Genomic DNA, 13,352 nt, shown 5'->3' with positions numbered 1-13,352 from the left:
TCGTGGGGCTCAGCGCTTCTCCATGGGCAGGTAGTCGCGTGGACCTTGACCGGTATAGACCTGCCTGGGACGACCGATTTTCGTATCAGGATCGTCCAGCATCTCCCTGTACTGGGCGATCCATCCGGGGATGCGCCCCAACGCGAAGAGCGTGGTGAACATCTCCGGGTCGAAGCCTATGTCGCGGTAGATGAGCCCGGTGTAAAAGTCCACATTGGGATAGAGGTGGCGCTCGACGAAGTAGTCGTCATGCAGGGCCAGATCCTCCAGCTCCAAGGCCACGTCGAAGAGCTCCGCATCCTCGGCATTTTTATCATGGTCGGGTTCGTCCATGAGTTTGTAGAGCCATTGCTTGGCTATGGCCGCGCGCGGGTCATAGGACTTATAGACCCGGTGGCCCAGACCCGCAATTTTCCGACCCTCCTTCTTGGCCTGGTCCACATAGCCTCGCACACCCAGACCGGAATCCCGTATGCTCTTCAGCTGGCGCAACACGGCCTCGTTGGCGCCGCCGTGCAGGGGTCCTGACAGAGTATTGATGCCGGCAGCCACTGCCGAATACAGATTGGCCCGGGCTGATCCAGCAATCCGCACTACTGAAGTGGAGCAGTTCTGTTCATGGTCGGCATGGATGATCAGGAGCTTGTCCAGGGCCTGTACCTTGAGAGGGTCAGCCTGATAGGGCTGGTAGGGCATGGCGAAGCTCATCCGCAGGAAGTCCTCCACATAGCCCCAGGTCCTGTCCGGGTAGAGCAGAGGCTGATCACGGCGACGCCGGTGGATCAATGAGACGATGGTGCGCACCTTGGCCATGATGATGGAGCTGGCCTCATCCAGCTGATCGGGATCGTCTACGTCACAGGTGTCCGGGTGGAAGCCAGCAAGCGCGTTGACCGCAGCGGCCAGCACACTCATGGGATGAGCCTGGCGGGGGAAAGACGAGAGCAGGTGACGGAAGTCCTCCCCTACGAGCGTGTGACCCAGGACATGGCTGCGGAACCGCTGGTACTGCTCAGCATCAGGCAGCTCGCCATGGGACAGCAGCCAGGCTACTTCGAGAAAATTGGACTGGGCGCACAGATCCTCTATGGCATAGCCCCTGTAGCGCAGTATGGACCGCTTGCCGTCAATAAAGGTGATTCCCGATACGCACTGGGCCGTGGTCTGGAAGCCGGGATCCAGCGTAACCCAGCCGTCGTTGCGCAGGGAGGAGACCAGAATGCCGTCGGGCCCTTCGGTGGCACGAACCAGGGGAAGATCAACCTGTTCGGAATCGATGGACAACCGTGCTGTAGACACCACGCACCTCCTGTTAATCAACCAGTGAGGTGCCGGTGGGAGTCGATGGCCATGCCGAATCAGGCTACCGGCACCTGTACCGGCGTGGAATTGCCGACATGCTAGCAGAAACAACCACGACTTCGATTACCGGCTTGTAACCGTCAGCAGGAATCCGTCGCCCCCAGCAACGACGCGCTGATCCAGGGCGGGGCTGTCTTCCTTCCCGCGCCAGCCTGCGGGTAACAACGCCAGGAAAGAAAGGGACGGCATCAAACAGGGACCCATGAGCATCCACATTGTGGACATTCCTGGATCCCCTATAGTCCTATTTCGCCCTCGGACAGCCTCTACTCATTCCCTGGTCGTCAGGATGACAGGCCCCTGCTCGGTGATGGCGATGGTGTGCTCGCTGTGGGCGCCGCGCGACCCGTCTGCAGAACGCAGGGTCCAACCGTCCTTGGGATCCTGGTAAATCTGATCGGTCGTCGCCAGGAACCAAGGCTCAATGGCGATGACCAGACCCGGGCGCAGCTTGTAGCCGTGATGAGGAGTGCCGTCGTTGGGCACATGGGGATCACCATGCATAATCCGCCCTACACCGTGTCCACCGAACTCCAGGTTGACGCTGTACCCGTTTTCATGGGCAACCTCACCGACCGCAGCGGAGATGTCACCCAGACGGTTGCCGGGCTGAGCCTGGGCAATACCCGCCTTCAGGGCCTCTTCTGTAGTCCGAATCAGTCGCAGATCCTCTGGATCGGCATGCTCGCCCACCACGAAGCTGATAGCCGAGTCGCCTACCCAACCGTCCACATTGATGGCCAGATCCAGGGAGAGCAGGTCGCCGTCCTTGAGGTTGTAGTCATACGGAACCCCGTGCAGAACGGCATCGTTGACAGACAGGCAGATGTAGTGGGCGAAGGGGCCTGTGCCGAAATCAGGCGCGTAGTCCACGTAGCAGGAGGTTGCCCCCTTACGGGAGTTGATCCTGTCCTTGACGTAGTCGTCCAGCTCCAGCAGGTTGACCCCGGGTTTGCTCATGGCCTTGAGCTCCTTGAGGATGCTGCCGACAAACCTGCCCGCCGGCTTCATCTGTTCGATCTCCTGCTTGGTTTTGAGCTCGATCATCCTCTGCGTCCTTTCATGATTGGTGCCCGCGGGTGCCGTCCCTCAGGGTCCTGCCCAAGTACTACCTCCCAGTATTATCGGGTCAGTCGGACGAGTCCGGCTCTCAGTTCCGGCCAAAGGTGAAGGCCCTGATGATGGAGACGACTCCCAGCACCAGAAGAGCGCACCCGCTGAAGATGACCAGGAAGATGACGGAGCTCAGCGGATAGATCATGACGATGATTCCGGCGATGATGGAGACGATGCCTGAGAAGATGGCCCAGCCTGAATGTGGAAGCCCCCAGGAGGCGGCCAGACTCATCACGCCCTCCATGATCCAGCTGATGCCCACGATGATGGTGACCAGCAGGGTCAGCGCAGAAGCGGACAGGGCCGTGTTCCTGACGATGACGATGCCTCCGACGGCGATCAGAGCGCCAAAGAGGACACCCAACACCCGCCATCCGCCTGGAAGTCCCTTGGTTACGATGGCGGTGGCCAGACGGACCACGCCGGAGATGATGAAGTAGATGCCCAGCACCACGGTCACGGCGATCAGGGTCTTGTCCGGCCTGAGCAGAAGGGCCAGGCCCAGAATGACTCCAATCACACCCATGACGCCCATGATGATGCGGATGGCCCGCAGGGTTCTGAATCCCAGATCCTCAGCGATCATGGAGAATGGATCCATGCGTGGCGGGCGCCCCTGATAGCCGGGGTATTGCCCAAACTGACCATAATTATCCTGGTATTGGCCGCCATTCCGCCCAGAATCCTGACCACCGTACTGATTGGGCTGACCGCCCTGCATGGGATCCGTCATACCGTCCTCTTTCACTCGCTCAGGGCGGCCAATGGGCCGCCCCGTTACCGTCTTCCAAGTGTAAATCACCAACGGAGGCAATCGCGGCTTTTCCCTTCGGCGGATGATTCGCCAGCCAGTCGATTGCCGGTGACCACAGGGTATGGCATGTCACCAAAGATGGCTAGGCTTGTACCATGGCACAATCTACAGCATCCACGACCTCCTCCGGACTTGATCCGGCCTCCTTCTCTTCGGTGATCCGGCCCCAGGACGACCTTTTTCGCTTCGTCAACGGCCCTTGGATCGACACCTACAGTCTGCCCGAGGACCGCTCCCGGTTCGGCTCCTTCGACAAGCTTGCCGAAGATGCCGAAGCACAGATCCATGAAATCCTCGAGGATCCGGAATCCCCGGCAGTCAAGTCAGCCCTGCTCTATCGCAGCTTCCTGGACACCGATGCCATCGAAGCTGCAGGAATGGCACCGATCCGCCCCGACCTGCAGGCCATTGATGCCGTGTCCGACAAGAAGGCGCTGACCAGTCTGCTCGGTCAGCTCAACCCTACGGGCGGACCCGATCTGTTTGGCATCGCCATTTATGGCGATCCAGGCAACGCCGGCGTCAATGTGGCTCATATGGAACAGGCCGGGATTGGACTTCCCGACGAGGCCTACTACCGGGAGAAGAGCTACGCCCCGGTCCGCCAGGCCTACACCGACATGGTGGCCTCCCTGCTCAGGCTCTCCGGCTACGCCAACGACCAGGAGGATGCACAAAGGCAGGCGGAGTCCTTCCTTGAGGTCGAGACTCGTATAGCGGCACGCCACTGGGACAACGTATCCACCCGAGATGAGGATCGTACCTACAATCCCACGACCTTGGCCGACCTGGAGTCAACGCTCGCCGATTTCGATCTGCACACCTGGATCGAGTCCTGGCAGAATGCATATGCAGCCAGCCCTGTCGCCAATCTGCAACCGGTTGATCTGAGCTCAGCCCTGTCCAGGACCATTGTGCACGAACCTTCCTTCCTGCAGGGTTTGAACGAGCTCTGGAAGACCAGCGACCTTGAGGATCTCAAACTCTGGGCCCGCGTACACACCCTGATCGAGTGGGCAGGCCTACTCAGCAGCGACTTCGATCAGACCAGGTTCGACTTCTATGGCAAGGTCCTTTCAGGTACGACCAAGATGCGGGACCGCTGGAAGCGAGCCGTCTCCCTGGTCAACGGCATTTGCGGCGAGGAGGTCGGACGCGAATATGTGCGTCGGCACTTCCCTGCCTCCAGCAAGGCCCGCATGGAGGCCCTGGTCTCAGACCTGATCGATGCCTACCGGGTCTCCATCACCTCCAGCGACTGGCTGGGCGAACAGACCAAGGTCAAGGCCCTGGCCAAGCTGGACAAATTCTCGCCCAAAATCGGCTACACCGAACACTGGCGCGACTATACGGCGCTGGCTGTGGACGAAAAGCTGGGCCTGGTCGACAACGTGCGACGGGCCAACCTCTACGAGTCCGGCTACCAGTTCGGCAAGGCCGGCCAGCAAGTGGACAAGGAAGAGTGGCTGATGAACCCTCAGACGGTCAACGCCTACTACGAGCCCACTCTGAACGTCATCGTCTTCCCCGCAGCCATCCTGCAGCCGCCCTTCTTCGACCCAGAAGCCGACGACGCCGTCAACTACGGAGGCATCGGGTCGGTCATCGGCCACGAAATCGGCCACGGATTCGACGACCAGGGCTCCAAGTACGACGGTGACGGACGTCTGCAGGACTGGTGGACCCCGCAGGACCGTGAAAACTTCGAACAGCGGACCAAGGCACTCATCGAGCAGTACAACGGATTTGTCCCCCAGCAACTTGCCGAGAAGTACGCCGACAAGCCCGAGCAAGCACCTCATGTCAATGGCGCGCTGACCATTGGCGAGAACATCGGGGACCTGGGAGGCGTCAATATCGCCATCAAGGCCTATGCCCTCTCCTTGCAGAAGAAGGAGGGCGGCACAGCAGGGACAGACGATGCGACTATGGACCAGGCGCTGGCCTCGGCTCCGGTCATGGACGGCTATACCGGCCTGCAACGGTTCTTCCTGTCCTATGCCTCCATCTGGAGGACCAAGAACAGGGATCAGCTAGCCGAACAGTATCTGCAGATCGATCCCCACTCCCCTGCTGAATTCCGCACCAACGGCATCGTCAGAAACGTGGACCGCTTCTATCAGGCCTTTGGGGTCACCCCCGAGGACGGTATGTGGCTGGAACCCAAAGCACGGGTCAAGATCTGGTAGATCGGTTCGATTGCATTCGTTGGTTGGTTGACGGTTTCAATAAGCCTGCTGATCATGGCGGGAGGCCGACGGGAATCGGTCGGCCTCCCGCCTTCGTCTTGCTCGACCGAAACAACCTTACTCATCCGGCATCGGAAACCTCTACCGATGTCCGCTCGGCCGCAGACGGCGCGGAGGCAGTTTCGGACGGCGAAGATGTAAGCGGCGTGGTCCAAGGATCCGGACCGACGGCCCCCTCATCAATAGGCGCTGTACCCGATCGGATCCTGGTGAAGGTGTCCTGTCCCCGGGCCAGGTCGTGACCGATGCCATCCGCCACCAAGACCAGACTGCTGTGCTGCTGGCCATCGCTGATCCACTCCTCCGTCACTAAAGATCCCGTCACCATGACCGGATCGCCCTTGTGCAGACAGGCCAGGGCATTGACCGCCAGGGTCCTGAAGGCTTTGACCGTCAGCCAGGTGGTGGATTTTCGTTTCCACACCCCAGCCGCAGCATCGTAATAGGCCGGCGTAGAGCCCAACCTGAAGGAGCAGACAGGTGTAGACCCCGGCTGTCCCAGACGAGTTGGTTGGGTCCCCATAAAACCGAAGACAGTCGTTTTTATTTCGTTGATGGACATACCCGAACCTCTCTGTTGATGTTATGAATCCGACGCTGTAAATCTGCCAGTCGATTCCTGATCTTGCAGCGGTGAGGCCATCCGACGGAGGATCCCCGACCAGAGCGCGGATAATCGGAGCGGGGGAAGGGACAGGCCCCGGCCAGGAACCCTCCGTCGAACGGTGAATCCATCCTGCCTCCGCCCACGTCCCCATACCCGACCTGCAGACCATTGTGGTCGAACTAACACGGCCAAACTCACATTGTGGACAGACCAACTTTTCTTCCATAAAATCCGAAATAAGTCTATTGCCAGGAAGATCTATTTCGTCAGGTAAAGCAATGTGGATATACCCCATTAATTATGAAAACTTGCTAACGAAAAATGGACGGCTCGGATGCAGGTAAACGTCAATGGTGATAATGCCTTGACGACTCATAATTGGTGATTATTCAAGGAGAGAGGTGGACACAATATGATTGCAGAAGCAATTGCGGGCGTATAGCGATAGTGGGATGCATAGCAGGGATGGTGGCAGCTGCCATACTCGTTACATTGTTGATTCGGTACTTCAGGAAGAACAGAACACAGCATACATAAATCCAGGCAATAGCCTATGGGCGGCCCTGGCCTTTAATTCCCGTGACTTCATCACCGATAATGGGTGGCGGCCTGCGTTAGTTATAAGACAAACCGCCACCCATTATCTTGTTCTCGGCCGCTTTCAGCGATGCTGGTCCGATTACCTCATGAACACTCCAGATGGACAGTCGTAACCAGTCACTATCCGTCAGGAAACACACGGCTGTACAAAAGAATGAGAGACTCAGGCAACTCCATTCCGAACCAGAGAAGGTCGCAGCCTATCATTCTGCTCGAGGCTGACGTGCAGACGTGGAAACAAGCCGCAAGATCGACGCAAGAAACCAGGGGAGCAGCGTTCGAAGACGGCATTCACTCGGCTTATCCCAGTGAAGGCATGATTACCGATGCTTTCACTGCCCAAGACCATCGGGCATTGGTCCTGGGCTAAACTGTGAGAGCAGATACATCGGCACGGTTTGGAAGGACCCGCAGTCATGGTTCACACGCTGGTCAGTTGGAACATCGATTCGCTCAACGCCGCCTTGCTGGGCAAAAGCAGCCGTAGCGCCCTCTCCCTGAGGGTGGTGGAGACCATACGGGATCTGGACCCTGATGTCGTAGCCATCCAGGAAACCAAACTCAACGGCGATCAGAAGAAATCCGCAGGCATTCTTAAGGCGCTCATGCGCTATTTCCCCGATTACCAGGAGGTGGACCGCCGCTCCGAGGCCCCGGCCCGCACAGGTTACGCAGGCACGCTCATGCTCTACCGCAAGAGCCTGCCGGAGCCTACCGTGACCCGCCCCCGCATCGGCGCCCCGGATACGATGGATGACGAGGGCCGCATGCTCACCCTGGAGTTCCCGGACTGCTTCGTGACCACGGTATACACCCCCAATTCAGGATCGGGACTGGTCAGGCTCAAGCCACGCGGCGTCTGGGACGATTGCTACCGTCGCTACCTGCAGGAACTGGATACCCGCAAGCCGGTCCTGGCATGTGGCGACTTCAACGTGGCCCACGAAGAGATCGACATCGCCAACCCTGCCTCAAATCACCACTCCGCTGGCTTTACCGATCAGGAGCGCGAGAAGTTCGGCCTTCTGCTGGACGCAGGCTTCACCGACACCTTCCGAAAGATCCATGGCGATGCCGCAGGCTTCTACGATGACCACCGCAGCGTCTACACCTGGTTCGCCCAGCGGGCCCCAAAGAGCAAGATCAACAACTCCGGCTGGCGCATCGACTATTGGCTGACCTCCAACCGAATCTCAGGTCAGGTCAGCACCAGCGAACCTGTGGACACCGGCGAGCGCCAGGACCACCTGCCCATTCTGCTGCGCATCTGACCGGATAGATATCTGAACCCAAACCGATACAACCAAAAGGGTGGGGCCTTGGTCGCGTGCATCATGACACGGCCTAAGCCCCACCCTCTATATTGGTTGCGATAAACAACTATGAGCGTGGCATAGCCTACTGCAGGGCAGCGATCCGATCCACAATCACCTGAGCGGTCTGATCGGCAGGAACAGCTTGCACATCAGAACCGTCGCGGTTGCGAATCTCGATGGTGCCCTTGGCGATGGTGTCGCGACCGGCAATAGCGACCAGGGGGACCCCGATCAGCTCTGCATCCTTGAACTTGACCCCGGGGGATACCTTGGGACGGTCGTCATAGACGACCTCCACACCACGGTCCTCCAGGTCGGCGACCAGCTTCTCTGCGGCATCGAAGGCCTCCTGCTTTTTGCCGGTGGCTATCACATGGACCGCGGCAGGAGCGACAGCCTTGGGCCAGGCCAGACCCTTGTCATCGTGATGCATCTCGGCAATGCAGGCCAGCACGCGGGAGATGCCGATGCCGTAGCAGCCCATCCAGACCGGTACCGCCTTGCCGTTATTGTCCAGGACCTTCAGACCCAGTGCGTCAGAGTATTTCAGTCCGAGCTGGAAGACCTGGCCAATCTCCACGCCACGCTCAAAGCTGAGCGGCCCTGATCCGTCAGGACTCATGTCCCCGTGACGGACCTCGGCGGCCTCCACCACTCCGTCGGCTTGGAAGTCACGCCCATAGACCGCATTGGCCAAGTGCACGCCTTGGGCATCAGCACCGGTCACCCAGGCCGAGCCAGGGGCCACATGGGCGTCAAGGAAGTAGTGGATATGGGCCGCAGACTCGATGTCCGAACGCTGGGGGCCCAGCACGCGAGGACCGATGTATCCCTTGACCAGCTCGGGGTGGGTGGCAAGGTCAGCCTCATTGGCCTCCTCGAGCTCGGCCGGGGCGAACTGGGCCTCCAACCGCTTCATGTCCACCTGGCGGTCACCCGGCAGGCCGACGGCCACCAGTTCCCGCCAGCCCTCGGGATGGTCATCATCCGCAGGGTGCTTGACGGCGACGATCAGGTTCTTCAGAGTATCGGCAGCGGTCCAGTCCCGGCCGTCCTCGCGCGGGTGCAGCTGGTTGAACCGCTCTACCAGGGTGTCGATGGTGGTCGAGTCGGGGGTATCCAGCTCTTGCATGGCGGGAATCTCAGCGTAGTCGATCGGATCGGGACGCGGGGTGGTCAACGCCTCCACGTTCCATGCCTTCCCCGAGGGAGCCAGGGCAAAGGTGTCCTCGCCTATGGGCAGCGGAGCCAGGAATTCCTCGGACTCGGATCCCCCCATGGGTCCGGAGACCGCATGGACGATTACGTACTTGACACCCAGACGCTTGAAGATTCGTTCATAGGCGCCGCGCTCATCCTGGTAGGCCTTCTTCAGCCCATCCTCATCCACAGTGAAGGAGTAGGCGTCCTTCATAATGAACTCGCGACCCCTGATCAGCCCGGCGCGGGGTCGGAACTCGTCGCGGTACTTGGTCTGAATCTGGTAGAGGACAACCGGCAGGTCCTTGTAGGAGGAGTACATATCCTTGACCAAAAGGGTGAACATCTCCTCATGGGTGGGAGCCAACAGGTAATCAGCGCCGTGCCTGTCCTGGAGTCGGAAGAGATTCTCACCGTACTCCTCCCAGCGGTGGGTGGCCTCGTAGGGCTCACGAGGCAGCAGGGCCGGGAAGTGGACCTCCTGGGCGCCAATGCCGTTAATTTCCTCCCGGACCACAGCCTGGACCTTATCAAGGACTTTCAGACCCAGCGGTAGCCAGGTGAAGATGCCAGGGGCCACCTTGCGAACGTAACCGGCCCGCTGCAGGAGTTTGGCCGAGTCCACATCGGCGTCGGCCGGATCCTCCCTGAGGGTCCGCAGAAAGAGGGTTGACATGCGCATGGCTTTGGTTCTCATACCTCCCAAAGATATGCGCGCAAAGGGACAAGCAGCCATAGAAGGTGACCTGTGACAATTTGCCGAAGGGGAGCCAGAAATCTGGGAATTATTGATCGCGCTGATCATACATTTACATTGTCCTGGTGGTCACGCCTTGGAGAAGCACCGGAGGCCGGCCATGATGCCGCGGAATACGGAGACCGCATCTTCCCGGATACCGTTCATTTGCCCTGCCAAGCAGGCCGATTTGACTCAAGCAGTTATCTCGTATAGAATTAAATATATTTTGAAATAAAATTAGTTCAAGTTTTTATTAGTTGGTTCAATGGTGAATTATAAAGTAGACGTTTCCCTCTCGCACGTGTCTTTCTCCTACGGCCGCAAACAGGCGCTGTCGGATGTGTCCTTGAGCTTCGGCAACGGCGTATTCGGGCTCTTGGGTCCCAATGGTGCCGGCAAGACGACGCTGATGAATATCGTGACCACCTTGTCGCGCCCTTCCTCGGGCGGTGTGAGGATTGCCGGAGCGAATGTGCTGACAAGCGCTGGACGACGTCGGGCCAGGAGCCGAATCGGATATTTGCCGCAATCGTTCGAGCTGATGAATGCCTCCAGCCTGACGCGCAATGTTCGGTACGCCGCATGGGCGCGCGGTCTGCCATGGAAGGCGTCCTGTGATTCAGCGGTGTGGGCATTGGAACAGGTGGGATTGTCCGTGGAAGCTCGCCGCCCGGTGCGCAGCCTGTCCGGTGGCATGCGTCAACGGGCGGGCATCGCGTGTGCAATTGTCGCCCGTCCCGACGTGCTTGTCTTGGACGAACCGACCGTTGGCCTTGATCCGGTGCAGCGCATTGAGGTGCGTAAATTCCTCGACGCATATGCGGACAGCCACACAGTGCTGGTGAGCACGCATTTGGTCGAGGATCTAGCCGCAATCGCCGACCGCGTGCTGGTACTCGACCACGGGCATCTGCTCCTGGACGGACGCATGGATGATCTCGCCGCCTTGGCCGATCCTGAGGACTCAATGGCATCGCCTTGGGAATCCGGTTATCGACGGCTGCTGACGGGATCCGGACACCTGCCATTCGACCAGGGTGAGGTCTCATGATGGCCCGTCTGCTCAATCCCTTGTCACCGGTGAGCTCGCTGGTGTTCTTTCTGTCAATGATGGCATATCCGGCCGCATTATCGGTGCGCAACTACGGAGTCGGCCAATCAGATGCGTCCCCGTGGGCACTGACGGATGCGGCCTTGCAGTTCGACCTGACCTGGATGCATCTGGTGACGGATGTAATCGCCTGCATGTTCGGCGCATGGAGCGCCTGGAAAGCGTGTTCCCCGCGATCCATGGTCGCGCCGCCCTGGATCGGGGGCCCGTCTGTCCGCAGATATGGCGTGCCTGTCCTCAAGGGTGCCGCATTGAGTTCCCTGGCCTATGCGGCAGGTTGTCTTCCCGCCATCGTCCAGACACTGCGGTTCACAGGCGGGTCGGTTCCCGTGGGAGCCTTGCTCATGGGTATGGCAGTGCCGGCGGCCATGTTCGCCCTCGGCTATGCGCTCGGGACCATCATGGGCAGCCGCTGGTCCCTGGTGCCGGCCACGCTTTTGCCTGCTGCCCTGTGTTGGGGCAGCTTAGTGCTGCTGATGCCGCGCATACCCAAGGGTGACGTGTTTCCCCGAGCCTGGGGGCCGCCGCTGGCCGTGGTGATGCCGATGATGGACACGGGCATCGGTGCCGAGCCGGGACTCAGTATTAACCTTTCAGCGGTGACAGTGCGCTGGATCTTGGTCGCAGTAGTGCTGGCCGCATCCACAGCGGCATGCATGCTGACCGCACACCAGTGGCAGCCCGGCCTGTCATGGATAGTCGCCCCATTGGCTGTGCTTCTTTTAGTTCCGACTGCTGCCGGGGGCCTGGTAGCCATGTCCGGCCCGGCGGAATGGCGACGATCCGCTCCGTTCACCCCGGTGTGCAAAAGCATAGACGGCGTGCCGCTGTCAGTGTGCTCCCACCCGGATGATGGCGCCCACCTGAGACGCTACATGCGATATATGCGGTCGGTCGCCTCATGGTTTCCCAAAGACAGTGTGGAAGGCAGCTCGGGTCTTGTGCTTTTGCTGGGCAACGCCTTTACGCCTACGTCCCACGGCCAGACGTGGAATCTCACCGGCCAAGGCCTGGCCGAACTGGAACACTTGGGCGGCAAGAAGATACAGATAATGACCGACACAGTCACCGAACGCACTGGACGATACAGCGACCTAGCTGATGTCACACAGGCCATCGTGAAGGAATTCGTCCATGCTGACTGCGCGGCTACGGCACTTAAAAACGTGTATAAACAACGGACATTGGATGACGGCGCCAGCGTGTCCGCCTTCGTGCTGGAGCAGTTGCCCCAGCGCATGAGAGAGACCGTCTACGAGTCGCTGGGCGGAGGAAGCGGATCCTCCGGGATGGGAAGCGCCCGAGGCCCTGCCGCCGATCTGCTTAACAACGCTACTAACGAAGAGTTCCATACCTACGTGCGTCGCAACCTCTCTGGGATCGAACGCTGCGCCGTCACACCGTCCGATGTCATCAATGATCTGGGGAAGAACCACTGATGGGCGGCCGGCATCGACGTGGTTCCATGAAAGGCGGAATCTCGGTCGGATGGTTGGCTGGGCGCCGCCCATGGGCGGCCTTGGCATTCGTCGTGCTGACTGCGACCGTGCCCTTCCTGCTCGCCTCCGCCTCCGCTGGCGCTACCGGCGGGGAGATCTATGCCCGGCCGGCCTATTACGGGTATGTCTGCGTTCCCGATCCACATGCAGCGGTATTCAACGGCGCCGTGCACACCCAATGCCCACAAGGCAAAAGCGCCGTGCCCAGTATCGTGCCCATGGCCGAACTGGCCTACGCAGCGTTCAGTGCGTGCGCCTTGGTCATGCTTGCCCCGCTTATGCCCACCTGGGAGCGCCTGAACCTGGCGCGCGTCCGTTGGCGAGCCCTGGCCGCCGGGACAGGCATGCTGATGCTGCCGTTTCTTCTCGGCCTCCTCCTTACCATACCGAGCTCCCACGGCGCACAGTCGCTGCTCAGGCTGGCTGCCTGCAACGGCCTGGTCGACGCATCCTTGATCATGCTCGGCATCGCATTACTGGGCCGTTTCTATGGGCTTGGGCTGGGCGTGGGGCTGGCAGTGATCAATATCGCCAGCCAAGGTGCGCAGGTAGGCATGGGCATGACGCTCCGTCTATACCCCAAGGACATCAGACCACCCGTTCCTGGACAGGGGGCCTGGCCGACGATTGCCGCGGTCCTGACAGTCTTCGCCGTCCTGCTCTGGACGGTCACAGGAGGCCGGGGAATAATCATGGACAGGAAATAAAGAGCCGGCACAGCTGCCTGTGGGAGGTGTGA

Annotated in this window: 10 protein-coding genes; 5 read left to right on the top strand and 5 right to left on the bottom strand. The window is 59.9% G+C overall.

Annotation, left to right across the window (positions count from 1 at the left end; genetic code table 11):
* Positions 1-9: 9 nt before the first annotated feature.
* From H3T89_RS00250 to H3T89_RS00240, 3 genes are all read right to left on the bottom strand, one after another.
* Positions 10-1,299 carry a citrate synthase gene (locus tag H3T89_RS00250; RefSeq protein WP_198216166.1) on the bottom strand — a complete coding sequence of 430 codons (1,290 nt, stop codon included), beginning with the start codon at positions 1,297-1,299 and terminating at the stop codon, positions 10-12.
* A gap of 333 nt (positions 1,300-1,632) precedes the next feature.
* Positions 1,633-2,409, bottom strand: coding sequence for a type I methionyl aminopeptidase (gene map / locus H3T89_RS00245; protein ID WP_015022227.1), 777 nt, complete (start codon positions 2,407-2,409; stop codon positions 1,633-1,635).
* A gap of 103 nt (positions 2,410-2,512) precedes the next feature.
* Positions 2,513-3,211: an HdeD family acid-resistance protein gene (locus H3T89_RS00240; protein WP_015022228.1), complete on the bottom strand. Its 699-nt coding sequence runs from the start codon at positions 3,209-3,211 to the stop codon at positions 2,513-2,515.
* A gap of 176 nt (positions 3,212-3,387) precedes the next feature.
* Here H3T89_RS00240 and H3T89_RS00235 point away from each other — a divergent pair, with 176 nt between their 5' ends.
* Positions 3,388-5,481 carry a M13 family metallopeptidase gene (locus H3T89_RS00235; RefSeq protein WP_198215855.1) on the top strand — a complete coding sequence of 698 codons (2,094 nt, stop codon included), beginning with the start codon at positions 3,388-3,390 and terminating at the stop codon, positions 5,479-5,481.
* Positions 5,482-5,602: 121 nt separating this feature from the next.
* Here H3T89_RS00235 and H3T89_RS00230 read toward each other — a convergent pair whose 3' ends face one another.
* On the bottom strand, positions 5,603-6,103 hold the full coding sequence (locus tag H3T89_RS00230; protein WP_198215854.1) for a single-stranded DNA-binding protein: 501 nt from the start codon (positions 6,101-6,103) through the stop codon (positions 5,603-5,605).
* 1,061 nt (positions 6,104-7,164) lie between these two features.
* Here H3T89_RS00230 and H3T89_RS00225 point away from each other — a divergent pair.
* Positions 7,165-8,019: an exodeoxyribonuclease III gene (locus H3T89_RS00225; protein WP_198215853.1), complete on the top strand. Its 855-nt coding sequence runs from the start codon at positions 7,165-7,167 to the stop codon at positions 8,017-8,019.
* Between the two features lie 127 nt (positions 8,020-8,146).
* Here the strand turns inward: H3T89_RS00225 and H3T89_RS00220 are convergent, their stop codons facing one another.
* Complete coding sequence (locus H3T89_RS00220) at positions 8,147-9,961, bottom strand: proline--tRNA ligase (RefSeq protein ID WP_198215852.1); 1,815 nt, start codon at positions 9,959-9,961, stop codon at positions 8,147-8,149.
* A 307-nt stretch (positions 9,962-10,268) separates the two neighbouring features.
* On the opposite strand from H3T89_RS00220, the gene H3T89_RS00215 reads away from it, so the two are divergent.
* From H3T89_RS00215 to H3T89_RS00205, 3 genes are read left to right on the top strand one after another with little or no spacing between them, the layout of a single operon-like run.
* Positions 10,269-11,054 carry an ABC transporter ATP-binding protein gene (locus H3T89_RS00215; RefSeq protein WP_198215851.1) on the top strand — a complete coding sequence of 262 codons (786 nt, stop codon included), beginning with the start codon at positions 10,269-10,271 and terminating at the stop codon, positions 11,052-11,054.
* A complete protein-coding gene (locus tag H3T89_RS00210; RefSeq protein WP_198215850.1) occupies positions 11,051-12,553 on the top strand; it encodes a hypothetical protein in 1,503 nt (500 codons plus the stop codon). The genes H3T89_RS00215 and H3T89_RS00210 overlap by 4 nt, the downstream gene beginning before the upstream one ends.
* Positions 12,553-13,320 (top strand): hypothetical protein, encoded by a 768-nt coding sequence (locus H3T89_RS00205; protein WP_198215849.1) that lies wholly within the window; start codon positions 12,553-12,555, stop codon positions 13,318-13,320. Before H3T89_RS00210 ends, H3T89_RS00205 begins: the two co-directional genes overlap by 1 nt.
* Positions 13,321-13,352 lie beyond the last annotated feature (32 nt).

Origin of the sequence: Bifidobacterium sp. W8114 (genome assembly GCF_016101165.1) — a bacterium.
Taxonomy (GTDB): domain Bacteria; phylum Actinomycetota; class Actinomycetes; order Actinomycetales; family Bifidobacteriaceae; genus Bombiscardovia; species Bombiscardovia asteroides.
The sequence above is the reverse complement of the archived record's forward strand: the minus strand, read 5'-3'. Positions and strand labels throughout refer to the sequence as shown.